Source organism: Staphylococcus auricularis, from assembly GCF_051172115.1.
GTDB lineage: Bacteria > Bacillota > Bacilli > Staphylococcales > Staphylococcaceae > Staphylococcus > Staphylococcus auricularis_A.
Genome location: NZ_JBPIZN010000004.1, coordinates 62,181 through 86,883, shown reverse-complemented (window position 1 = coordinate 86,883; position 24,703 = coordinate 62,181). Strand labels below are relative to the sequence as shown.

23 protein-coding genes, 1 pseudogene and 1 other annotated feature are annotated in these 24,703 nt (G+C 38.2%); of the genes and pseudogenes, 12 read left to right on the top strand and 12 right to left on the bottom strand.

All coding sequences use genetic code 11. The features are described 5' to 3' along the window. Positions 1 to 87: 87 nt before the first annotated feature. Entirely contained in the window at positions 88 to 963 is an 876-nt protein-coding gene (gene hchA / locus ACSBRB_RS08300) for a glyoxalase III HchA (protein WP_435032386.1), read from the bottom strand. A gap of 277 nt (positions 964 to 1,240) precedes the next feature. On the opposite strand from hchA, the gene ACSBRB_RS08295 reads away from it, so the two are divergent. The 5 genes and pseudogenes from ACSBRB_RS08295 (at position 1,241) to ACSBRB_RS08275 (ending at position 3,978) form a co-directional block, all read left to right on the top strand. Beyond that, positions 1,241 to 1,408: a hypothetical protein gene (locus ACSBRB_RS08295; protein WP_169791247.1), complete on the top strand. Its 168-nt coding sequence runs from the start codon at positions 1,241 to 1,243 to the stop codon at positions 1,406 to 1,408. A gap of 68 nt (positions 1,409 to 1,476) precedes the next feature. Next, positions 1,477 to 1,617: a hypothetical protein gene (locus tag ACSBRB_RS08290; RefSeq protein ID WP_169791246.1), complete on the top strand. Its 141-nt coding sequence runs from the start codon at positions 1,477 to 1,479 to the stop codon at positions 1,615 to 1,617. 785 nt (positions 1,618 to 2,402) lie between these two features. Then, positions 2,403 to 2,948 carry a helix-turn-helix domain-containing protein gene (locus ACSBRB_RS08285; protein ID WP_435032385.1) on the top strand — a complete coding sequence of 182 codons (546 nt, stop codon included), beginning with the start codon at positions 2,403 to 2,405 and terminating at the stop codon, positions 2,946 to 2,948. Between the two features lie 157 nt (positions 2,949 to 3,105). Beyond that, positions 3,106 to 3,356 (top strand): annotated as a pseudogene (locus ACSBRB_RS08280) (SAR2788 family putative toxin); the annotation flags it as partial. Positions 3,357 to 3,369: 13 nt separating this feature from the next. After that, complete coding sequence (locus tag ACSBRB_RS08275; protein WP_435032384.1) at positions 3,370 to 3,978, top strand: DUF3885 domain-containing protein; 609 nt, start codon at positions 3,370 to 3,372, stop codon at positions 3,976 to 3,978. A 589-nt stretch (positions 3,979 to 4,567) separates the two neighbouring features. Here ACSBRB_RS08275 and rpsR read toward each other — a convergent pair. From rpsR to rpsF, 3 genes are read right to left on the bottom strand one after another with little or no spacing between them, the layout of a single operon-like run. After that, complete coding sequence (rpsR, locus tag ACSBRB_RS08270) at positions 4,568 to 4,810, bottom strand: 30S ribosomal protein S18 (protein WP_059107074.1); 243 nt, start codon at positions 4,808 to 4,810, stop codon at positions 4,568 to 4,570. 43 nt (positions 4,811 to 4,853) lie between these two features. Beyond that, a complete protein-coding gene (gene ssb, locus ACSBRB_RS08265; protein WP_059107073.1) occupies positions 4,854 to 5,369 on the bottom strand; it encodes a single-stranded DNA-binding protein in 516 nt (171 codons plus the stop codon). Positions 5,370 to 5,388: 19 nt separating this feature from the next. Then, complete coding sequence (rpsF, locus tag ACSBRB_RS08260; RefSeq protein ID WP_059107072.1) at positions 5,389 to 5,694, bottom strand: 30S ribosomal protein S6; 306 nt, start codon at positions 5,692 to 5,694, stop codon at positions 5,389 to 5,391. A gap of 271 nt (positions 5,695 to 5,965) precedes the next feature. Here rpsF and ACSBRB_RS08255 point away from each other — a divergent pair, with 271 nt between their 5' ends. Next, positions 5,966 to 6,775, top strand: a complete 810-nt coding sequence (locus tag ACSBRB_RS08255; protein WP_435032383.1) for a GH25 family lysozyme — start codon at positions 5,966 to 5,968, stop codon at positions 6,773 to 6,775. Positions 6,776 to 6,862: 87 nt separating this feature from the next. Here ACSBRB_RS08255 and ychF read toward each other — a convergent pair whose 3' ends face one another. From ychF to ACSBRB_RS08235, 4 genes are all read right to left on the bottom strand, one after another. Beyond that, the gene (gene ychF / locus ACSBRB_RS08250; RefSeq protein ID WP_150888382.1) at positions 6,863 to 7,960 is read right to left on the bottom strand and encodes a redox-regulated ATPase YchF; all 1,098 of its coding nucleotides are present in this window, start codon (positions 7,958 to 7,960) and stop codon (positions 6,863 to 6,865) included. Further along, the gene (locus ACSBRB_RS08245; RefSeq protein ID WP_059107069.1) at positions 7,960 to 8,175 is read right to left on the bottom strand and encodes a DUF951 domain-containing protein; all 216 of its coding nucleotides are present in this window, start codon (positions 8,173 to 8,175) and stop codon (positions 7,960 to 7,962) included. The genes ychF and ACSBRB_RS08245 overlap by 1 nt, the downstream gene beginning before the upstream one ends. A gap of 21 nt (positions 8,176 to 8,196) precedes the next feature. Further along, positions 8,197 to 9,081 carry a mechanosensitive ion channel family protein gene (locus tag ACSBRB_RS08240; protein ID WP_435032382.1) on the bottom strand — a complete coding sequence of 295 codons (885 nt, stop codon included), beginning with the start codon at positions 9,079 to 9,081 and terminating at the stop codon, positions 8,197 to 8,199. Between the two features lie 270 nt (positions 9,082 to 9,351). Then, positions 9,352 to 10,194 carry a ParB/RepB/Spo0J family partition protein gene (locus ACSBRB_RS08235; protein WP_435032457.1) on the bottom strand — a complete coding sequence of 281 codons (843 nt, stop codon included), beginning with the start codon at positions 10,192 to 10,194 and terminating at the stop codon, positions 9,352 to 9,354. 190 nt (positions 10,195 to 10,384) lie between these two features. Continuing rightward, positions 10,385 to 10,686: a binding site (T-box leader), on the top strand. Positions 10,687 to 10,751: 65 nt separating this feature from the next. Here ACSBRB_RS08235 and ACSBRB_RS08230 point away from each other — a divergent pair. From ACSBRB_RS08230 to ACSBRB_RS08205, 6 genes are all read left to right on the top strand, one after another. Then, positions 10,752 to 11,855: a PLP-dependent transferase gene (locus ACSBRB_RS08230; protein ID WP_435032381.1), complete on the top strand. Its 1,104-nt coding sequence runs from the start codon at positions 10,752 to 10,754 to the stop codon at positions 11,853 to 11,855. Beyond that, positions 11,852 to 13,027: a cystathionine beta-lyase MetC gene (metC, locus tag ACSBRB_RS08225; RefSeq protein WP_435032380.1), complete on the top strand. Its 1,176-nt coding sequence runs from the start codon at positions 11,852 to 11,854 to the stop codon at positions 13,025 to 13,027. The genes ACSBRB_RS08230 and metC overlap by 4 nt, the downstream gene beginning before the upstream one ends. Then, positions 12,981 to 14,822 carry a bifunctional homocysteine S-methyltransferase/methylenetetrahydrofolate reductase gene (locus tag ACSBRB_RS08220; protein ID WP_203071471.1) on the top strand — a complete coding sequence of 614 codons (1,842 nt, stop codon included), beginning with the start codon at positions 12,981 to 12,983 and terminating at the stop codon, positions 14,820 to 14,822. Before metC ends, ACSBRB_RS08220 begins: the two co-directional genes overlap by 47 nt. Beyond that, entirely contained in the window at positions 14,816 to 17,062 is a 2,247-nt protein-coding gene (gene metE, locus ACSBRB_RS08215; protein WP_435032456.1) for a 5-methyltetrahydropteroyltriglutamate--homocysteine S-methyltransferase, read from the top strand. The genes ACSBRB_RS08220 and metE overlap by 7 nt, the downstream gene beginning before the upstream one ends. 24 nt (positions 17,063 to 17,086) lie before the next feature. After that, entirely contained in the window at positions 17,087 to 17,827 is a 741-nt protein-coding gene (locus tag ACSBRB_RS08210; protein WP_435032379.1) for a cyclase family protein, read from the top strand. A gap of 278 nt (positions 17,828 to 18,105) precedes the next feature. Next, positions 18,106 to 20,064 carry an assimilatory sulfite reductase (NADPH) flavoprotein subunit gene (locus tag ACSBRB_RS08205; RefSeq protein WP_435032378.1) on the top strand — a complete coding sequence of 653 codons (1,959 nt, stop codon included), beginning with the start codon at positions 18,106 to 18,108 and terminating at the stop codon, positions 20,062 to 20,064. A gap of 130 nt (positions 20,065 to 20,194) precedes the next feature. Here the strand turns inward: ACSBRB_RS08205 and ACSBRB_RS08200 are convergent, their stop codons facing one another. The 4 genes from ACSBRB_RS08200 to ACSBRB_RS08185 form a co-directional block, all read right to left on the bottom strand. Then, entirely contained in the window at positions 20,195 to 22,180 is a 1,986-nt protein-coding gene (locus ACSBRB_RS08200) for an ABC transporter permease (RefSeq protein ID WP_435032377.1), read from the bottom strand. A 1-nt stretch (position 22,181) separates the two neighbouring features. Next, positions 22,182 to 22,931: an ABC transporter ATP-binding protein gene (locus tag ACSBRB_RS08195; RefSeq protein ID WP_059107060.1), complete on the bottom strand. Its 750-nt coding sequence runs from the start codon at positions 22,929 to 22,931 to the stop codon at positions 22,182 to 22,184. A 103-nt stretch (positions 22,932 to 23,034) separates the two neighbouring features. After that, positions 23,035 to 23,928 (bottom strand): sensor histidine kinase, encoded by an 894-nt coding sequence (locus ACSBRB_RS08190; RefSeq protein WP_180991909.1) that lies wholly within the window; start codon positions 23,926 to 23,928, stop codon positions 23,035 to 23,037. 13 nt (positions 23,929 to 23,941) lie between these two features. Next, positions 23,942 to 24,607: a response regulator transcription factor gene (locus tag ACSBRB_RS08185; protein ID WP_435032376.1), complete on the bottom strand. Its 666-nt coding sequence runs from the start codon at positions 24,605 to 24,607 to the stop codon at positions 23,942 to 23,944. Positions 24,608 to 24,703: the final 96 nt, after the last annotated feature.

Sequence of the window (24,703 nt, the reverse complement as noted above, 5' to 3'; positions counted from 1 at the left end):
GAAAATAAGCCACTTATATTTTGCTTCAAATAATAAAAAACTAGGACCCTTATGGCCCTAGTTTCGCTATTTAAATTATGAATCTAATTATTCATTGACTGCTTTTACTAATACTTCTGCAGCCATTTTACCGAGGGCATTAGAAGCAAGTGGGCTGTCGCCTGTGAGTAGTTTACGATCTTGATGTGTCTGACCAGACATGTCGTCATTTAACACGTTCACGCCTTGTTTTGTTAATGCATCCGCAAGTAGCCATCTGAGTTTACCTGGTAAGTAACCCATATCGACATTGTCACCTTCATCTAAAGCATCCGGGAATACGCACATCGCATATCCATCAAATGGATTACTTTCACGGTTAAGTGAAGCTGATAAGAACGCGGCTGGGCCATGACAAATACTAATCATATATTTATCTTGTTCTAGAGCCCAATCCAACGTTTGTTGAACTTCTGTACTCTCAGGTAAGCCTACGAGTGCACCATGACCACCAGGTATAAACACAGCTAAGTAATCTGAATCAGCGCCAAGTTCATTTGTGATAACTTCTTTTAATGCTTTAGGTTGTTTCAATTTCGGTTTGAGTTGTTCATATGTTTGCATAACTGCTTCATCTTGTTGAGGCATAGCCCATAACTCAAGTTTAACTGGATATCCTGTGATTGTAGCTATTTCTACGTCGAAACCTGCTTCCATCATATGATGTAACGGTAATAACATTTCTACGGGATGATTACCTGTAGAAAACATCTTTTCATTTTCTAAAAATACATAACGTTCCTCTGTTGCGATGACTAAAATTTTCCATTTGTCACCTTGGTAAGCGTCTTTATAATTCACACCATCGAAATCTGTCTTAGGGCCAGTATACTGACTTAAAGAAAACGGAGACGGGAAGAATGCTTGATCTTCCGCTTGATCAGGTTGCGGTTGTTTGCTTAATTGTTCTTCATTTTGGCTCATTAGTTAATATCCTCTCTCTATCTGTATTTTAAATAAAAGTACTTATTTTCACATAACACTATAACCAGTGAGATATATTTAAAACACATAGTGAGCATAAGGGGAGTGTGCTGGGCGTCTAAAATATCAGAGTAGCAGGGTCCAAATTCAATTCTATTATTTTATATCTAAAAGGGATATACGAAGTGTAATTGTACAAAATATGTTATGTTGTGATTAACACTAATTATAATTTTTATAAAATGCAGAGGTTAAAAAAATAAAAGGAGAGAGCGTCATGAAATTTGTAAACTTTGTCGCATTATCATCTTCAAGCCTCGACAATAAAGTGAATGAATTTTTACAAGAAAATGTGCATATCGAAATAGTTAAAATGGATTTTCAAATGAGTAGTTTGGCAGTGGGTGTCGGTATTTGCTATGAAGATGTAAAGAGAGAACGATAAATCAGGTGCCTATTAAGGGATCACATCGCTCTCCATCTCTTAAAATGATATGAAAAGGGGATAGTCTTATGAGAATCGGAAACTATAAAATAGACGAAACATATCTTATCATGATCGCTGGATTTTTATTCTTTTCTCTCTTCGCGCCATTTATGTTATTGCCTGTACTTCTCCTCTTCATCATTGGGTTAGAAAAAGTCGAAAAATAAAAGTTTAAGTCGTTAATCAAATCAATAAAACCAAAGTCAGCTAGTCTTCATTTTTATATACTTTATCAGCTAAATAAATGATAACAAAAACAATAATAGTAGGTATAAGAGGGCCGAATGTATACCAAAAAGCTGTTTTCAATGATTGATTTATCCAGAAATATTTGATTAAAAATGATACGATAAAAGCACTAAATAATGCAATAAATGTGTATACGACTGATTTTTTCAATATAACCTCCCAAACAATAACAAATATAATTACTATTGCAGCATAAGCATATATGACAATTTCAGGTAAGGACATTTATTTCACCCTTCACTCCTAATTTATTTTTATTTGTTTGTTGTTGTGTTTTGTCCTGCAAATACGACTGTAAGAATAAACCAAAACAGAGCAATAAAATATAATCCTGAAATAAAAAAGAGAAATGTAGCTAACCCAGAGAACGTAACTTTAAGTGTTTTCGCATCATTTTTCTGCATTTTTTAACCTTCCAGTTATATCTTTCAGTTTTATAATAACACAAAATTTAATTCATTATTTTATTATGATTATATTCTCTCAAAAGTATTCATTTATTACTTATATTAAGCGTGCGGGTAGTCTCACCTCCACGCATCCTTCTCTGTGCTCTATCGAAAATTTCAATATATATTTTCTCATCAAATACTCAATAAACCCTATTATGTCCTACATGTAACAGGGTTGTTGCTTTGATTATGCTTTGCTTTTGATCTCAATGTGTTAAAAATAGAAAGTGTAGAAACAAGGAGGCAAGCTTATGTTAGCAGAATATTTAAAAGAGGCTAGAGAAAGCAAAGATTTAACCCAAGAGGACGTAGCCCAAAAATTATTTGTCACACGTCAAACTATTTCAAGGTGGGAACAAGGTGTCACTTTACCAAATGTCTATGTATTAGAAGCTCTGAGTTCAATCTATGATGTTCCCTTAGAATATCTAATTAATGGGATTTCTGAAGAGAAGGAGGATAAAAAGATGAATTATTTCGCTTTGTTTGGATCAATCGTATTTAACGTGCTATTATTTTCTATTGTGATTTTAGTTGCTTTAAGCTCTATTCTCATTATGTGGTCCCTAGTGGTAATCTTCACCTTAAGTCCGTTCGTCTATTTAGTCACTGTGTTTTTACAAATACAACCGTTCGAACTATTTGAATTGCTACTTAGTCTTGGATTTTTTGCTATAGGAATCATCTTAATTCCAGTATGCTATAAAGTAAGCCGTGCCTTGTTTAAATACTTTAAAATTTATCTCAAATACAACCACAAAGCTATATTCACAGACTATAAAGATGCGCCAAGATAATGCGCTCATGCTTCCTGTTTTAAAGAGGTCACCTACGTGCGCGGCCTCTTTTATTGATGAATTTACAATTTAAGTGCAACACATAAAAATGTGCCCTATAATCAAAATTCCAGTAAAATAGAGTTTACCAACAACAACTTTTACTAAGGATGATGATGCTGTAAAATCTAATACTCATAATATAGCTAAAAGTATTAATAAAAGTTTACTGAACGATAGAAGTATGAACATTGGTAAATTTACTCAAAAATTAAAAGGAAAAATCCTACATGGAGAGATCCGAAACCTAAATGGACTATTTCTAAAAATAAAGGAAAGCCACATGGTAGATCTTATTGGAAGTTAATAAATAACAAAGGACAAAGAAAGGTCTCTTTGACTAAAGATGGAAAAATTTTGAGGGAATAAGGTGCTATAAATTATGTACTTTGATATAAATGATTTGAATATCAAAAAGTTAAATTTTAGAGTTGTAAAAAATGCAATTCATTTAAATTTAAACGAAGGTAAGTACCAGTTTTTAGAAGATGGCAAGACTATTAATAATGATTATTTTTTAACTGTATATAAAAATGCAATAACCATTTTTGAAGATTTATTCTCACCTTCGGATTCTATAAATTTTGTTCATGTTGTATATATTTATAATAACCCTTACAAAAAAACGAATGTTATAAAAAAATTTACATCATTAACTATAGACAAATTATCTTACTTTAAAGAATATACAAAAGCAAATGATGATAATATTTTGTGCGAGGAGTTTTCCTATAATTGTTCCATAAAAGACATAAAATATAAAAAATTATTAAAAGCTATTTCCAATCAAGATTTTAAAGGGTTAATTCCTAATATCAATCAGGATTACAATTATTCTGAAATATATATAATTAGTAATAACAAAAATTTAATATATCATTTGTATGATGATAAAGGACTTTGGTTAGCTTTTAATAATACTAAAGACTTTGTAAGATATTCTAAAAAGTATAATGATTTAATATTGGACCTTAATAATGAAGATATTTAATCTATGTGTATTTTTAGTGCTTGTTTTTATCTTTATTTTATACTTTAGTTTTTATTTAAATAATGCTAAACCTTTAAAAGTAGACACTCAAAAACCTGCTCACCTGACTTTGCGAGTACGAGTAAAAATGCGAAAAATACTCTGTGAGTTGGCGTCATCTACGATCTGGTAAAATATCAGCAATTTTATGTGTTTCAGCCTCACAATAAATAAAACTCATCGCAGCTGAAACATCTCTAGTAGATTTAAATTTATCAAAAGTAAGATATGAAGGCAAGGTAGTGACTTTGGGTTTCACTTGCTTAGCTAACACATTCATCTTTCTATGAACAGTGGAGGGTGAGACAAGTACATCTTCAGCTATTGCTTTTTCAGAGCGAACTTCAGCTGCTTTTTCTGCAATAAATTAATTTAACACTACTAGAAATTAAAGATTTAGGTTGAATATACGGAGAGCGAGCTGTAAAGGATTGATGGCATTCTTTACAATAAAGTCGGATGATGATTTTACTCATCAACCGACAAAAGTATAGAACCAAAAAAACCCCTGTAGGGCTGCTCCCTACAGGGGTTTTCACATCAATATTTATTATTGATCTTCGTGAACGTATGGTAATAATGCCATATGACGTGCACGTTTGATAGCTGTAGTCAACATACGTTGATATTTAGCTGAAGTACCTGTAACACGACGAGGTAAGATTTTACCGCGTTCTGAAATAAAACGTTTTAATAAGTCTGTGTCTTTATAGTCGATGTGTGTAATTCCGTTTGCTGTGAAATAGCAAACTTTTTTACGACGACGACCGCCTCTTCTTGGTCCACCTGCCATGGTTTGCTGCCTCCTTTAAATATATTAATTTAATGCGTTTCTATTAGAATGGTAAATCGTCATCACTGATATCGATAGGTCCATTAGCATTTGCGAATGGGTTATCAGATTGTGATCCACCATTATCGTTATTGTTTGAGTAAGATGACGTATTTTGACCGGATTGTTGTCCGCCAAAGTTGTTTTGACCAAAGTTTTGGAAATTGTTGTTTCCATCTTGTGAATGTCTTTGGTTTTGACCTTTAGGTTCAAGGAATTGAACACTGTCGCATACAACTTCTGTCACAAAGATACGTCGACCTTCTTGGTTTTCATAACTACGTGATTGTAAACGTCCATCTACGCCAGCTAAACTACCTTTAAATAAGTAGTTGCTTACATTATCTGCTTGTTTTCTAAATACCACACAGTTAATGAAATCTGCTTCACGTTCACCTTGTGCGTTCGTAAACGTACGGTTTACAGCAAGCGTAAATGTCGCAACGCTCACGCCTGAGGGTGTTGTTCTATATTCTGGATCTTTCGTTAAACGACCGACTAATACAACTCTATTTATCATTTAAGCACCCCCGTTAAATTTATTTTCTAGTTTTATCTTCGTCTTCATTGATCACGATGTAACGGATGATATCATCGCTAATTTTAGCTAAACGTTGGAACTCATCTGTTGCGTCGTTGTTATCAGTTTGGATACGTACAATATTGTAGTAACCTTCTTTGAAATCATTGATTTCGTATGCTAAACGACGTTTGCCCCAATCTTTTTCTTCTAAAACTTCTGATCCTTTAGAAGCTAAGATACCATTAAAGCGTTCTACAACTGCTTTTCTAGCATCATCTTCCATATTCGGACGAACTACGTACATAATTTCGTATGTTCTCATGATTTCTTGCACCTCCTTATGGTCTATACGGCTTGTCTTAATTACAAACAAGCAAGGAATAATTTTTAATTACTCACATTCCGATATTATAGCACAGCACATTACTTTTTACAATGATTTTTATTAATTCCGATCGCTCATCATCACCTTGCCTATGCTGAAGTTGGTTGAAGAATCCATTCATGTCATTTAACATTTGAACTATGCAAATTTTGTTTTTCATTATTTACAAAAATGCATCCACTATACATACAAAAAGGAGGATTTCACTGTGCGCGCTTTTTTGAAAAAGAGCATCGTGTTAATCATCGCAATATTGGTAGCAGCCATTCCATTCACAACAACGCAAGCCTCTGCTGAACAATCCGAAAGAGGTACAATGGGATCTGGCTACAAGGAATACCTACAGCAACACCCTGAAGCAGCCGCTCCGAATACGCAAGATCGATCAGCCGGGTCATCAAACACCACTGAATCTGAAAATGGAGAACGTATCTTGGACTTATCTGAGTGGCAAGGCGAGTTGACTAAAAAACAAGTTAAAAAACTGAAAAAAGAATATGACTTCATTATTATTCGTGGTCAATACGGATCAGAATATGTCGACGAAGTCCTTGAACATAATTCAAATTTATTAGATAAACAAAATATGAAATTCGGTGTCTACTCATACAGTATGTACGAAAATGTAGCTGATGCACGTTACGAAGCACAAACCTTATATAATCGTGCACCTAAAGCAAGTTTCTACATCAATGATTTTGAAACAGACTCAGTAACATCCGGTTCATCTAATAAAGCAACAGCTGCTTGGTATGATGAAATGAAAAGTTTAGCAGGTAAGAAAAAAGTCTTATTCTATTCTTATGAAAACTTCATGCTCAACCATGCTGAATCAGCAGCTCAAGAATATGATGGTGTCTGGTTAGCAAATTATACAACACGTCCAGAAAGCCCACACGTACTATGGCAATATACAGATGAATATTACTCTAAAATATTAGATCAAAATGTTGATGCTAGCTACATTTCACCTGACGTTAAACCAAGTTGGTTCACTGAAAAATCTAAAAGTAATTAAACTTAAAAAACACGCCTTCTAGACTTACCGCAGTCTAAAGGGCGTGTTTTTCTATATGTTTATCGCATTCCAATCAACACAATTCACTTATACATTAAATCTGAAGTGAACGATGTCGCCATCTTGCATGATGTATTCTTTACCTTCTAAGCGTTGTTTACCCGCTTCTTTCGCACCATGTTCACCATCATGTTCAACATAATCTTCATAGCTTGTCACTTCTGCACGAATGAAGCCACGTTCAAAGTCAGTATGAATAACGCCCGCACATTGTGGTGCTGTCATACCTTTTGTAAATGTCCATGCGCGAACTTCTTCTACACCTGCAGTGAAGAATGTCGCAAGGCCTAGTAAGTCATAAGTAATGCGGATTAAGCGATTTAATCCAGGTTCTTCAATACCTAAGTCTTCTAAGAACATCGCTTTATCCTCTTCATCTAACGTCGCAATTTCTTCTTCGATTTTCGCACTGATAACAATGACTTGTGAACCTTCGTTTTCAGCGTATTCACGGATAGCTTTCACTTTTTCATTATCGTCATCGCCAATTTCATCTTCACCAACGTTTGCGATGTATAACATTTCTTTAGACGTTAATAATTGTGCTTGTTTCACGTATTTTTTATCTTCTTCATTAAAATCAATACTGCGCACAGGTTGTCCATTTTCTAACGCTTCTTTGATCGTTGTTAAAATGCGTACTTCGTTTTCAGCATTTTTATCTTTTTGACGTGCCATTTTTTCTAATTTAGGTAAACGTTTTTCAACAGATTCTAAGTCTGCAAGGACAAGTTCCATGTTGATGACTTCGATATCATCGATAGGATCCACTTTACCAGATACGTGTGTCACATTATCGTCGTCGAACGCACGCACAACTTGGCAGATCGCATCTACTTCACGGATGTGAGATAAGAATTTATTACCAAGTCCTTCACCTTTAGATGCACCTTTAACGATACCGGCAATATCTGTAAATTCGAATGTAGTTGGTATTGTTTTTTTAGGTCCAACCATGTCTGTTAATACAGATAAACGACTATCGGGTACTTCTACAATGCCGACGTTAGGATCGATCGTAGCGAAAGGGTAGTTTGCGGCGAGCGCGCCTGCTTTTGTGATTGCGTTAAATAACGTAGACTTTCCGACGTTTGGCAAGCCTACAATACCTGCTGTTAATGCCATTAATCATTCTCCTTACTCTCAGTATCTTGATTGGATACCAATATTTTTTTAATATTTTTATCAAATTTTTGTCGCGGAATCATCATGCTTCGTTGACAATGTTCGCATTTCATTCGGATATCTGCACCCATTCTTATGATTTTAAATTCATTTTTGCCACAAGCGTGTGGTTTTTTCATTTCTACAATATCATTTAAACCATAATTTAGTTTCATGTCTTTCCCCCTCCGAATAGATTATGCGTTTGATTGTTGACCCGTATCATATTGTACCATGAGTGGTTGAGGTGCTTTAATATTTTTCATTTTCATATAACGTTGCAACTCTTTACGTAGAATACGCGCACCCGTCGTGCCTTCACCCGGAATAGTTTCTGCCGTAATGCGTAAGGTCATTTGATCACGGGTAATATCATCGACACCTAATACGGTCGGTGCTGAGACAAATAGATAATATTTTGATATCAGTGTAGCTAGAAATTCATTTAATAACGTTTCGACTTTATCAATATCTTCATCTACAGCAATCGGTAAGTCGACAATTGATGTTCCTTCAATAACTGAATAGTTCGTGACTTCACCCATACTGCCATTTGGTAACACAGTTAATTCACCACTGATTGTTTTAATGCTCGTTGAACGCAATCCAATAGAGGATACGGTACCTTCAGCGACGGTTGCGCCAGCACTATTTATTTTAACATAATCGCCGACGTCAAATTGATTTTCGAAAATAATAAAGAATCCTGTAATCACATCTTTGACGACAGTTTGCGCACCAAAGCCGACTGCGATACCGACGACGCCGGCACTGGCGATAATGCCTTCGACGCTAATACCAAATTTACTTAATATCGTTGTGACGATAATAAACCAAATGATGTAGTTCACTATATTTTGAATCAATGAAACTAATGTTTTTGAGCGTTTTTTATTACCTTTTTTAGACTTGTTATGCATTTTAAAGAACTCGGCGATAATCTTGTTTATCACCTTAATTGCGACCCAAGCCACCACGATATAAATCAAGATCATGATGATGTTAGTTGCGAGTTTTGTATATGTTTCAGGTTGAGTAAACGGTTCTATAATGGATGTTAATATCGTTTTAATTTGATTCAACAACGGTGCCTCCTATGCTTTAATTCCTCGCTTCACGTATGAAATGATATGTCGATTTCACTTGAGAAGATCAAGTTTTCATTTTATATTGTCTGTCCCGTTTGTGAAAGTAAAACGTTTGTAGAAAATTTCACTCTACTCACTTATGATATGCCTTTAAATCTCCGCATCACTCGCGTGAAAATATCACATATTCATCTAAAAAAACGGTATTTTTCATAGAGAAAGCACAGTATTTAATCGTTCGCACCAAAACCAAATACTAACCTTCTATCTGTATTTGTGATTGAGCTGACGTATTAGCGCTTTAAACTCGTCTTCAGAACCGAATTCAAATGTGATTCGTCCTTTTTGTTTCGCGGTGGAGATTGAAACTTCAGTCCCGTATTGTTCTTTTAACTGACATTCTTGTTGTTGTATCATCTTCGGTTTAGATGGAGCGGCTGAATTGTTTTTCTTCTGCTGTTTGGTTGTCTCGTGTTGAGCCAACTCACTCACATGTTTCTCTAAGTATCGCACACTCCAAGACTCCCGGCACACTGCCCGAGCGATTTGTTTTAATTGAGTCGGGTCTTTGATAGGGAGTAATGCGCGACCGTGGCCACCTGAGATATCCCCACGTTGAATCATCTGTCTCACGGATTGAGGGAGTTGTAATAAGCGCAACATGTTTGCGATATAGGGGCGAGATTTTCCTAAGCGTTTCGCGACTTCTTGTTGGGTTAAATCGAGTTGTTCCATCAACTGTTTATAACTTTCCGCTTCTTCAATCGCATTCAAGTCTTCACGTTGTAAATTCTCTATCACCGCAAGTTCCATCATATCTGCGTCAGTCAACTTTTTAACGATGGCTGGAATTTGTGTCATCTCTGTCTTTTGCGCAGCACGAAAACGACGTTCGCCCGCAACAATGTGATAGCCTTTGATGGTTTTACGTAACACAATCGGTTGCAGAATACCGTGTTGCATAATCGATTGTGCGAGATCTTCTAATCTATCATCGTCAAATAACTTACGTGGTTGATATGGATTTGCGCGAATCTGATCTAGATCGATCATTTGAACCGTTTCATTATCTTGACGCTTTGTGCGCTGGTCATCTGCCATAGCGATTACAACCACCTTCTTTAAAATGATTTACTGTCTTTAATTGTAAAAAATAACAGCGTTAAAGTCTATGTATTTCCAATCCTCACGCACATTTTCACAACTCATAAAATAACAGTCGACTCAAAATTTTCAGAAAAGTGGTTGACAAATGGGAAATCACTCTGTAAGCTAAGAAACAACCAAACAGATTAACCGAAACACGATAACGAGGAAAGTAAAACTTACACTACTGGCACAGAGAGTCTCGAGTTGCTGAAACGAGATACAGCAAGCAAGTTTGAAAATGGCCTTTGAGTGGTGATATCAATATGAGATATCAACGGGATCGCCCGTTATAGCGACACAGTATTAATATTTGCTGCACGACGTATGCAAAGTTTCTTCAACATGTATATTTCAACACAATACATCAGCAAATGGCGTACTGATTAAGGTTGCTCTAGTGATAGAGTAATAAATAAAGGTGGTACCACGAAGTAGGCTTTCGTCCTTTACATCCGATATTTTATCGGGTTTAGAGGAGGGAAGCCTTTTTATTTTGTACAAGGAGGTCTCAGTCGATGAAACATACTGAACTTGCTCAAATTTCATTAACACATGATACAACTGGCGCAATCGCGAATCCAATATACTTATCCACAGCTTATCAACACCCAACACTAGGTGAATCGACAGGCTATGATTACACACGAACGAAAAATCCAACACGAAGTGCATTTGAAACAGCATTTGCGAAACTCGAACGAGGGACCGCTTCATTCGCAACAGCGAGTGGCATGTCTGCCATACAACTCATTTGTAACTTATTCAAACCGAACGACGAAATTCTAGTCTCGTTTGATTTATATGGAGGAACGTTCAGACTCTTTGATTACTACGAACAGCAATATGGCATTCATTTCAAATATGTAGACTTTTTAGACTACGAAAGCATTGCGGACGCGATCACCTCGCAAACCGTCGCTTTATTCATCGAACCGATTTCTAACCCGCAAATGATCGAAGTAGAACTAGAACCATATTATCGCTTAGCGCAACAACACAACCTATTAATGATTATCGACAATACATTTTTAACACCGTATTTATCTACACCGTTAGAAGATGGCGCAGATATCGTCCTTCATTCGGCAACAAAATACATCGGTGGGCATAACGACGTACTCGCTGGAGTCGTCACCGTGAAAGATGAAACACTCGCAACGCGTTTAGACGAGTTACACAACATGATTGGCGCAACACTTTCACCGTTTGATAGTTACTTGTTATTACGCGGATTAAAAACATTACATTTACGCGTGGATCGTTCTGAAGAAAACGCACGTTTACTCGCTGAACGATGTAGTCACTTAGACTCGATTAACGAGGTACTTTATAGCGGACATACCGGCATGTTGAGTTTACGTCTCAACCTCAATTATAGCGTTTCAAAATTTTTAGAAAATTTAAAAATTTGTATCTTCGCTGAAAGTCTTGGAGGTACTGAAACACTCGTGACTTTCCCTTATACGCAAACACATGCTGATATGCCTGAACCCGAACGTGCAAAACGCGGCATCGATGCTTACTTAGTTCGTTTATCTGTCGGTGTTGAAAATTATAGCGACATTGAAGCAGATTTAATTCAAGCGTTAGAACACGCGAAAGAAGAGGTGATTTCATGAAGTTATCCAAAGCGACTGAAGTGGTCTTTGACGCACACAGTAGAGCGGCTTACCCTTCTGCCAATCCACCGCTTTATGACTCATCCACCTTTCATCAAGACGTTTTAGGTGGCGAAACATCTTATGATTATGCAAGAAGTGGTAATCCAAACCGAGATCTATTAGAACAAAAGCTTGCCAAACTTGAAGGGGGCACGCACGGTTTCGCTTTTGCCTCAGGAATTGCGGCAATCTCAGCCGTATTACTTGCACTCAACGCAAACGATCATGTCATCTTACCGGATGACGTCTACGGTGGTACCTTTCGCTTAACGTCTCAAATACTGACACGTTTCAATATTTCATTTACAACTGTTGATACAACTGACGTTTCACAAATCGAAGAAGCAATTCAGGACAACACAAAACTCATTTACATTGAAACACCTTCCAATCCGTTATTTAAGATCACGGATATTCGTGCTGTTGCCCAAATCGCCAAACGTCACGACCTATATTTAGCTGTCGACAATACCTTTATGACACCACTTGGCCAGTCACCACTCGCATTAGGTGCAGACGTCGTTGTCCACAGTGCAACGAAATTCCTAAGTGGTCACAGTGACATCATTGCTGGTGCAGCAATCACAAATAACGACACAATCGCAGATGCACTGTACTTACTTCAAAACGGGACTGGTACTGCATTATCTGCACATGATAGTTGGACATTGTTCAAGCACTTGAAAACGTTAGCTGTTCGTTTTCAACAATCCGTAACCAATGCACAACAATTGGTTGATTTTCTAAGTAATCGTCCTGAAATTGCAGAAGTGTATTACCCAGGAAATGATCCGATTCATTTATCTCAAGCAGAACACGGTGGTGCAGTGATTGGCTTTCGCTTAAAAGATGAATCACAAGCCCAAGCCTTTGTAGATGCATTGTCACTCCCACTCGTTTCAGTCAGCTTAGGCGGTGTCGAAACGATTCTCTCTCACCCAGCGACGATGTCACATGCAGCGATTCCAGCTGACGTGAGAGCACAACGTAATATAACCTTTGGTCTCTTTAGATTGAGCGTTGGTTTAGAACAACCTGAAGAATTAATCGCAGACATACAACATGCGCTAGAGGAGGTCTTTAATGAGCCAATTCCTAACCCAACTCAAAGACAACATATTAGTGGCTGACGGTGCAATCGGTACCCTCCTTTACTCAGAAGGCATCGATACCTGTCCCGAAGCTTATAATCTCACACATCCCGACAAAATCGAAAAGATCCATCGCGCTTATATCGAAGCAGGCGCAGATGTGATTCAAACGAATACGTACGGCGCCAATTTTGAAAAATTAAAAGCCTTTGGTCTCGAACACAAGATTAAACAAATCCATCAAGCAGCAGTCGCTATCGCAAAACGAGCAGCAAAACCAGAAACATTCATTCTCGGTACGGTGGGCGGATTTCGAAACATCACTCAGACCAAACTTGAGCTATCGACGATTCAATACCACACCGAAGTTCAAGTCGATACGCTCGTTGAAGCAGGCGTCGATGCGTTGCTTTTCGAAACATACTATGACTTAGAAGAACTAACGAATATCGTGAAACTGACGCGTCAGAAATACGACATTCCGATTATTGCACAGTTAACCGCTTCAAACACGAACTATTTGAAAGATGGCCAGCCGATCAACGAAGCCATTCAGGCAGTCATCGATAGCGGCGCTAATATCGTAGGACTCAATTGTCACCACGGCCCACATCATATGGTGCACTCATTTTCACATATCGAGCTACCGAAAAACGCATACTTATCTTGTTATCCGAATGCGAGTCTACTCGATATCGAAAATGACACGATCCAATACAGCGATAACGCGCAATACTTCGGTCAAATGGCACAAAAACTTATCAACGAAGGCGTGCGACTCATCGGCGGTTGTTGTGGCACAACACCAGAACACGTTCATTTTATCAAAGAATCAGTGAAAGGTTTAAAACCTGTATCACATAAAAATGTCGTGCCGATGACGCAACGTAAATCAAAAGGCACCAACAACGAAAACCGCAATAATTTAACGCATCTCGTGAAAACACGGCCGACCATCATCGTCGAGCTCGACACACCGAAACATCTCGATACGACAACGTTTTTCGACAACGTGAAAAAATTGGATGAAGAAGGGGTCGATGCGATCACATTGGCGGATAACGCACTTGCAACAGTACGTATAGATAATTTAGCCGCTGCAAGTATCATCAAGCAACAATACAACATCGAGCCACTCGTCCACGTCACCTGTCGTGACCGTAATCTAATCGGATTACAATCTCACTTACTCGGACTGTCACTCATCGGTGTGAACGAAATACTCGCTGTTACAGGAGACCCTTCTCGTATGGGGAACCTCCCAGGCGCAACGAATGTATATGACGTGAACTCTAAAGGCTTAACCGAGATTGCTTTACGTTTCAATGAAGGGATCAATACAGATGGTGATGCACTGAAGAAAAAGACAAACTTTAACATCGCTGCTGCTTTCGACCCGAATGTACGTAAACTCGAAGTTGCTGTAAAACGCGCTGAGCAGAAAATTAAACACGGGACCAACTACTTTATCACTCAACCCGTTTATAGCACCGACAAAATCAAAGAAATTTACGAAGCAACAAAACATTTAGACGTCCCATTTTTCATCGGTATCATGCCGATTACAAGTTACAATAATGCGCTGTTTCTACATAACGAAGTGCCAGGCATTAAATTATCAGATGAAGTACTCGAGCGCTTTGAAGCACTCAAAGGCGATAAAGAGAAAACAAAAGCGTATAGCTTATCTTTATCACAAGAACTCATCGATACCGTCCATCAGTACTTTAACGGTTTGTATCTCATCACACCGTTCCAAAATGTAGATATCACGCTTGAACTTGCACAGTATTCAAAATCTATCACTTCAACTAAACAGGAGGCAATATCATGACAATTCAAACATCAAATTTAGGATTCCCAAGACTAGGTAGAAAAAGAGAATGGAAGAAAACAATTGAAAATTATTGGTCAGGCCAAATTTCACAAAAGGAATTAACTGAACAATTAGAGGCATTACACAAAGAAAACTTATTACTTCAAAAGCACGCACATTTAGATAGCGTACCTGTTGGTGATTTCTCACTATACGACTACATCTTAGACACGTCATTATTATTCAACATCATTCCAGAACGTTTCCAAGATCGTGACGTCGATGTAGATTTACTTTTTGATATCGCACGTGGTAACAAAGAGCATGTCGCAAGTGCCCTCATCAAATGGTTCAACACAAACTATCACTACATCGTTCCTGAATGGGATAACGTAGAACCTAAAGTAAATGACAACATTTTACTCGAACGCTTCAACTTTGCGAAATCACTAAACGTTCCAGCACATCCAGTCATCGTAGGTCCAGTCACTTTCGTTAAATTATCAAAAGGTGGCAATCAATCGTTTGAAGAAAAAGTCGAAACGTTGCTTCCACTGTATAAAGAAGTACTCCAATCATTAGTAGATGCGGGTGCGTCTTATATTCAAATCGATGAACCTGTCCTCGTGACAGATGAAAGTCAAAACTTCGAAGCAATCACTAAGAAAGCGTATGACTACTTTGAAGAAGCTGGCTTAAGCCAATACTTAGTCATTCAAACTTATTTCGAACGTGTAGACTTGAAATTCTTAAATACTTTACCAGCAAAAGGTTATGGTTTAGATTTCGTTCATGATCACGGCCACAACTTACAACAAATTCAAGACGGTCACCTCAATAAAGACAAAGCATTATACGCAGGAATCATCGACGGCCGTAACGTGTGGGCTGCAGATATCGAAGCGAAAAAAGAACTCATCGAAACATTACAATCTTATACAGATGAACTTGTCATCCAACCATCATCTTCATTATTACACGTGCCAGTATCACTCGATGACGAATCACTGGATGAATCCATTGCGGAAGGTCTCAGCTTTGCTACTGAAAAATTAGGCGAACTCAATGCCTTAAAACGTTACTTTAATGAAAATGATGACACGGCATATAACGAGTTAAAAGAACGTTATCACCGCTTCCAAAACCAAGCTTTCAAAAACGTCTCATACGACTTTGACAGCGTGCGTACATCACGTCAATCAGACTTCTCTGTACGTAAAGAAGCACAAAACAATCGCTTACACTTACCAGACTTACCAACGACAACAATCGGTTCATTCCCTCAATCAAGAGAAGTGCGTAAATACCGCGCAGATTGGAAAAATAACCGCATTTCTGATGAAGCATATCGTGAATTCTTAGAACATGAAATTTCTCGTTGGATCGACATTCAAGAAGATATCGGCCTCGATGTATTTGTTCATGGTGAATTCGAACGTAACGACATGGTGGAATTCTTCGGTGAAAAACTACAAGGCTTCCTCGTAACTAAATTTGGTTGGGTACAATCATACGGTTCACGTGCGGTTAAACCACCAATTATTTACGGCGATGTGAAATGGACTGAACCATTAACAGTAGAAGAAACCGTTTACGCACAAAGCTTAACTGACAAACCTGTGAAAGGTATGCTTACAGGTCCGGTAACCATTTTAAACTGGTCATTTGAACGTGTAGATATCCCACGTGAAACAGTTCAAGACCAAATTGCCTTAGCGATTAATGAAGAAGCACTCGCGCTTGAAAAAGCTGGCATTGCGATCATCCAAGTAGACGAACCAGCACTCCGTGAAGGCTTACCGCTTCGTTCTGAATTCCATGAAACATACTTACAACAAGCAGTGCACTCATTCAAACTCGCAACATCGTCTGTGGCAGATGAAACGCAAATTCATACGCATATGTGCTATTCTCAATTCGGTCAAATCATCCATGCGATCCACGACTTAGATGCAGACGTGATTTCAATTGAAACGTCTCGTAGTCATGGTGACCTAATTAAAGACTTCGAAGATGTCACATATGATCTCGGTATCGGCTTAGGTGTTTATGACATCCACAGCCCTCGTATTCCAACAGAAGATGAAATTACGACTGCGATCAATCGTGGTTTACAACAAATTGACCGTTCTCTCTTCTGGGTGAACCCAGACTGCGGATTGAAAACACGTAAAGAAGATGAAGTGGTTGCCGCATTAACAACACTCGTTAGTGCAGTAACAAAATTACGCGAAGACAAAGACGCTCAAGTATCATAAAATTCAAATAAGCAGGTGATAAGCATGGCTTACCCATTATGGGATCAATTAGCACAACTTAAAAATGCAAACTGGGTTGATTTAACACACACATTTGATGAATCGATTCCTCGTTTTAGCGATTTTGAAAAAGCAAAAGTGTCAACGCTCTTCACTGTCAAAGAACATGGATTTTACGTTCAAAGTTGGAATCTTGTGACCCAGTACGGTACACATATTGATGCGCCGATCCACTTTGTTGAAAATCAACGTTATCTAGATCAATTAGACTTAAAAGAACTCGTCTTACCATTAATCGTGTTAGATTTTAGTGAAGAAGTGAAAGAGAATGCAGACTTTATCGTGACGCGTGACCATCTGATTGCTTGGGAAAAAGAACACGGTACAATCGAGCCAGATACCTTTGTCGCTTTACGCACGGATTGGTCTAAACGATGGCCTGACGTCGAAGCGTTTGAAAATAAAGACGCAGAAGGAAACCAACACTTACCCGGCTGGGGCCTCGATGCATTACAGTTCTTAATCGAAGAACGCGGCGTCAAATCAGTAGGACACGAAACTTTTGATACCGATGCCTCTGTAGATGTTGCGAAAAATGGAGACATCGTCGGTGAACGTTATGTATTAGGGCAAGATACGTATCAGGTTGAATTGCTGACTAACTTAGATCAGCTACCGACTCGAGGTGCAATCATTTATGCGATTAGCCCGAAACCGAAAGATGCACCCGGATTCCCAGTACGTGCGTTTGCGATTAAACCTTAAATTGTCTCATTTACAAAACGATCGCACACCGCATTTTCATAATTGAAATAACATCATATAGCCGTTTTACATGCTCTTCCTGTAAAATAATGATTCTCATTTTGCAGGAGGAGCTTTATAGTTGTTAAACTTTAACAATCTTGAGGAATCACGTTATAATTGAGACTAGAATTTAATCTACGCAATCACGGTTTGACTCAGCATTTTCCTAGAGGGAAGTCTGAGCGCCGTCTAAATATATATCGACAACATAGATCGCAGAAACAGAGGTGAAAGAGTTGGAACCAAACACAAATTATAGCCCATTAGACGAAACACAACGCAAGTTACTCGATGAGCTCATCAACACGTTAACACCCGAACAACAATACTGGGTGAGTGGCTATTTAATGGGTCAGAGTCAAAGGGCTCAAAATGAAGCAACCGCTTCTCCAGAATCAGAAGACCAACCAGTGTCAAATGACATATCTGCTTCGACTTCTGACGTAGCAACGCAAGAAGAAACCTCCAGTTCTGAAAGTGAATCCGTTTCAGCATCGGACGCTGAACCACTGGATGTAACCATTCTCTTTGGAACTGAAACAGGTAATGCGGAATTCGTCGCAGAACAATTTTACGACAAGTTGAAAGCTGAAAACTTTAACGTGTCACTCTATGACATGGATGACTTTAAACCTGCTGATTTAGCAGAACAACAATACGTGTTTGTCATCTGTTCAACACAAGGTGTAGGCGAACCACCGATCAATGCTTTAGACTTATATGAATATCTACACAGCGATGATGCGCCAAGTCTAGAGGGTGTTAACTTTTCAGTATTAGCACTAGGTGATCAAGACTTTGCGAACTTCTGCCAAGCAGGTAAAGACTTTGACCACATCATTGGTGAACTCGGCGCGCACCGTATGAAAGCGCGTGTCGACTGTGACTTTGATTATGAAGAAACGGCTAATCAGTGGATGACAGAAGTATTAGAATTGCTGACACAAATTCAAAACGATGCGTCTAGTTCGTCAAAGACGATTGACAGCACTGCAGAAGAAGTGACACTCGATTTTGAAGATGAAGCAGACACAACCATCACTGAAAGCAACACGACTACACCATCTGAGTACTATACGAAAGCAAATCCGTTCCAAGCAAAAGTACTCACAAACTTTAATTTATGTGGTAATCAAGCTGAAAAAGAAGTCCGTCATATCGAATTAGAGATTGAAGATAACGACAACACTTATGAACCAGGTGACATTTTAGGCGTCATTCCTGAAAATGATCCGGTACTCGTCGCAAATATCATTCAAACGCTTGGGTGGGACGCTCAAGCAGACACAGAGATTTCAGATGCAAATGATACGACAGTGAATGTAAAAGATGCGTTAACCCATCATTTTGAAATCACCAAGCTCAATCCAAATCTCGTTGAAACAGCAGCAACGTTATTCGGTAACGACACGCTTACCGCGAAAGTAGCTGATCAAGATTGGCTCAATGATTATATTGAAGGTCGCGATTTCTTAGATTTAGTGACTGATTTCCCACCACGCACATTAGAACCGAAACAGCTCACGGACTTGTTGAGAAAGTTACCGCCGCGAGAATATTCAATCGCTAGCAGTAACAAGCTCAATACAGACGAGGTCCACATTACGGTGAGCACGGTACGCTATCAGGCACATGGACGTGACCGTAAAGGGGTTTGCTCTGTCCAATTAGCTGAGCGGACTGAACCTGGGGACACATTGCCAATTTACTTTAGAAAAAATAAAAACTTTAAGTTCCCATTCGATGCATCCACACCTGTCATTATGGTGGGTGCTGGAACAGGTATAGCGCCATTTAGAGCATATCTTCAAGAATGTATGCACGTCGGTTATTCAGGTGATAACTGGCTTATCTTCGGTAACCAATATCGCAACCACGATTATTTGTACCAAGAAGAAATCGAGGATATGCAAGATCAAGGATTTTTAAATCGACTTGATTTGGCATTTTCAAGAGATTCTGAGCATAAAGTATATGTCCAAGACCGCTTATTAGAAAACAGTGAAACAGTCTATGACTGGCTCACAAACGGCGCTTGTTTCTTTGTTTGTGGTGACAAGGAAAAAATGGCACAAGGTGTCAGCGAAGCCCTTCACCAAATCCTAGTAAAAGAAGGAGACTTAAGTGACGAGGAAGCAGATCATTACCTTAAAAAAATGTTAAAAGAACGTCGTTATCAACGAGACGTATATTAAGGGGATATCACACTTACCCATTTCCCTCACAATATACAAAAGGCAAGCACACTTCACAGGTGCTTGCCTCTTTTTATTTTAGATACGCGTCATAGACCTCCAACCCACTCAACATCAAAAGGTTGGTACTTCACTCATGGGGCCGCTTCAGTCCGCGATATACAATATTATAATAAATCGTTGAGACGCCTATACAGAGCAGGCCATAACAAACGACAACGATGACGAGTACACCGAAATAAACGAGTGCGAATTGCCACATATTTTGGACCCCGAGCACACTGATTACTTTATAAATAATTTTTGTCGCCACTAACGTGTGAATGATTGCGACCAGTGCGGGTAACGTAAAGAGCCATCGCAGTTGTTGATTGATCACTTTGCGAATCGTCGTGCCTTCCACGCCGAGTTGTGATAATAGTGCGTACCTTTTTTGATCCTCATCCGCTTCAGCCATCTGTTTATAGTATAAAATCAAGAACAGAATCGTGATGAGCGCAGCTGAGATAATGACACCTAGAAAAATTAAGCCACTATCCAATTGATACACGAGGCGTGACATTTCTTTCGTATTCGTGAGTTGAACATGATCCTTTTTCAATATATCCATACTATGTTGTTCGAGTGCGTGTTTACCTTCATCTACATTAAATGCTAAATCAACTCGCTTATAATTCTGGAGATTTTTATCAGCTGGTAAAAGTGTATGTAAGATTTGGTCTAATTGTTGCTCATCAGGTACGACCACAAAGATATCTGACTCCATCGTCGATCTAATCATCGCTCTCGTATCTTTCAAATCGACACGACTATACATTTGGTCTCCAATTTGAATCGATTTTTGTTTTCCAAGTTTATTACTATTTTCAGTGATGCCGAGTTCGTTTGGTGCAAGTTTCAAATTTTTGTTAAAGACACGGTTATATTCTTTTTCAGGTGTAAATTGAACCGTTGCCTTTTGATCATTGTGTGCAACATCAAACACGTTGTTATCTTTAATATCAATGCCCAATATCACAAAATAGCGCTGCTTGAGTTGAGAAATCGTCGCATATTTTTGAACATCGTCCAAGACTTTTTCTGTTTTTGCTTTCAATGATTTATTTTTTTCATTTTCTACTGTAATAACCGTCGTATAATCTCGTTGGTCAGTCAGTGTTTTGACGAGATTATGTGCACCTTGATAGGTCATAATCGTCAAGCCAATCGTTGCGATTAAGAACGTACATATGACTGACATGTTGGCCAGACTAATCGCATCTGTTTTCATGCGTGAAATCATACCATTTATAGAAAAGAAAAGCACCGGATGATAATACACACGTGGAATACGCTGTAACCCTTTTAACGTAAACAAACTGAGCGACATAAACAAACAGTATGTTCCGACGAATACGAATAACATCGCCTCAAAAATTGTAAGGAGAGAATGGAAGATTCCTTGAGTTGTAAGTGCTAGATAGTAACCTGAGCCGAGTAAAACTAGACCTAACACAAGTAAGATAATGAGACGGACTTTCTTGATGCGTTGGGATTGATTATTTTCTTTTTGCACGAGCTGGATAGGATTTTGCAATGTGACTTTGACGATATTAACTAAGAAAATGAGCCCCATCACTAAAATTAAGATTAATAACGTCAACCACACGACATTCATATTCAAAGTGAAATCCGCTAATGTCACATGATGATGCCGTTGTAATACTTTATTTAAAAACATAAACATGAGCAGACTAAAGAGAAAGCCACCGATAACAGAAATTACGGCAATAATCACAAACTCAATGATATTTTCTATCAACAGCAAAAAGCAGAGACGTTTCTTTTCCATGCCAAACATCATACTTAACGCAAAGTTCTTCTTCCGGTGATGCATCATGAACTGGTTCGCATATAGCGCAAAGGACACACTTAAGAGAAACAAGATAAACTGAGCGACAATCGCAAACGTCGTAATCATCTCAGCTTCTCGGTGAAAATAATCATTCATACTGATGGACAACAGAATAAAATGTAAGCCAAAGATGAAACTTAGAGACAAGATGAACGGCACGACCATCATGCGAATGCTTTTGAAGTTATTAATGACGAGTTTCCACATTAACCGTAGTGTCATGTCAGTCTGCCCTCTCATTTAAAATGGTAAGACTTTCTGAAATGCGCTTTTGAAAAACGGCTCGTGATTCTTCGCCACGATAGATTTCATGATACACGCGTCCATCCTTAATAAATAGCACACGTTTCGCAAATGAAGCATCGACCGTAGAATGGGTCACCATTAAAATCGTTTGTTGATCGTGATTCATCTTTCTAAATAAATTCATAATATCTTCAGAGGTCTTTGAATCTAGTGCGCCAGTCGGTTCATCTGCCAGAATGAGTTTCGGCTGTGTGATGATTGCCCGACCAATCGCTACACGTTGCTGTTGGCCCCCGGAGACTTCATGCGGGTATTTATCGAGTATATTTTTTATATCTAATTCTTCACTGATGACTTCGACACGTTCGTTCATTGTCTGTGGCTTTTCATTAGATAACACGAGTGGCATCAATAAATTATCTTTATTCGTCATCGTCGTCAGCATATTAAAATCTTGAAAGACAAATCCAAGCATATTTCTTCTAAACTGTGCAATTTGTTTATGTTTCAGCTGATCTAAATTTTGCCCATGAATCGTAATTGACCCTTCAGTCGGTTGGTCAAAGGTTGCGATTAAATTAAGCAACGTAGACTTACCTGAGCCTGACTCGCCCATGATTGCGACGAATTCTCCTTCGTTTACCGTAAACGATAGATCTTTAAGTGCTGTGACTGCATTGAGTCTTCTACCAAATATCTTTTTTACATTTTCGACCTCTAATAACATCTGTCTCGCCCCTTTTACTCAATACCTATGTTACTCCCTTTACGGTTATAGCACATTTATGATTCCTTTCAATCTGGCACCCTCGTCTTACAATATTGTAAGGTTACGTTGTTTGTTGTGGGAAAGTGATGGTAAACGTCGCCCCTTCATTTAACTCAGACTCAACTTCTACTTTATGTTGAAGACGATTCGCAATTTGTTTCACGATAAATAACCCAATGCCACTCGATTTATCATTTAAACGACCGTTATAGCCGGAATATCCGCGATCAAATATTTTAGGTTTATCTGCTTGGCTGATACCAATACCGTTATCCGCAATCTTGAGTTGGTTTTGTTGTGAATCAAAATCAATCCATATATCTTTTCCTCTCGCATATTTCAACGCATTGTTGAGAATTTGTTCGATCATGATCGAAGCCCATTTCGCATCAGTTAACACTTCATCTGTCACTTTTTCATAATGGACTTTAGTATGGTTTTGAATGAACTGGATTGAATATTTTTTAATGAGCGTGCGAATTAGGTCATCAATCGATACTTTCATCAATACCATATCGGTCTGTTGGTTAATTAATTTTAAATAACTGAGTGCAAGGTTCGTGTAGTTATCAATTTGTAAGATTTCTTGTCGCACACGATTGACTGTATCTTCATGATTTTGTTCGAGTAATAGTTTAGAAGCGGTAATCGGCGTCTTAATTTGGTGTACCCACGTTAAAAAGTAAGCTTCTATTTCATTTTTATACTCAATTTGTTCGCGTCGCATCGTTTCTAACTGATCTTCTAATTGATCCACTTGTGTTTTCAAACGCAATTTTTCTTTAAAATTCATGAACTGAATGACCCAGTAAATGATTAGTATAAAGAGCACGATAGCAGCCCCTAAAAAGAAAGCCTCCATTGGCAGCGAAAACACGAAAAAGATCACTAAAAATAGGATTAAAATTCCGATAGCGATGATGATTTCATTTTTAATCTCGTTTATAAATTTCATGACGATCCAGCTCCTACACTTTATACCCTACATTTTTCTTTGTTTGAATAAAGTCCTCTAACCCTAGACGACGTAATTTCTTACGTAACCGTGTCATGTTTACTGCAAGCGTATTGTCATCGATAAAATACTCAGATTCCCAGCATTTTTCGATGAGTGCGGTACGACTTACATACTGACCTTCATGTTGGAATAATAATGACAGAATTTGTAATTCTGTAAATGATAGTTGTTCAGTTTGATCTTCGTATGACACTTTTGCTTCATCGAGTGATAAGATACAACCTTTCACTTCGAGTTCATTTTTGTCGACTGCAAAATTATAAGTCCGTCGTATGAGCGCTTGGATTTTCGCCGTTGCGAGAGATAAACTAAACGGCTTTTCGATATAGTCATCGGCTCCCATTTGTATCGCCATGACCTTATCCATATCATCCGATTGTGAACTAATAAAGAGTATCGGCACATTGGACGTTTTACGTATTTCTTGGCACCAATGATAACCGTTAAATGATGGTAACGTAATATCTAACACAACGAGATGTGGGTCATATGATTGAAAAAGACTCATGATTTCATTAAAATCTTCGGCGATCATTACATCATAGTGCCATTTACTAAGTTCATTTTGTAAACTTTCAGCAATGGTAAAATCGTCTTCGACAATGAGAATTTTCATCACGCACGCTCCTTTCTTTTCACTACAAATCATAACACGACTTTTATATAAAACGGTTATATAAACAATATTCGTATTAAATTTAGACATCCGTTT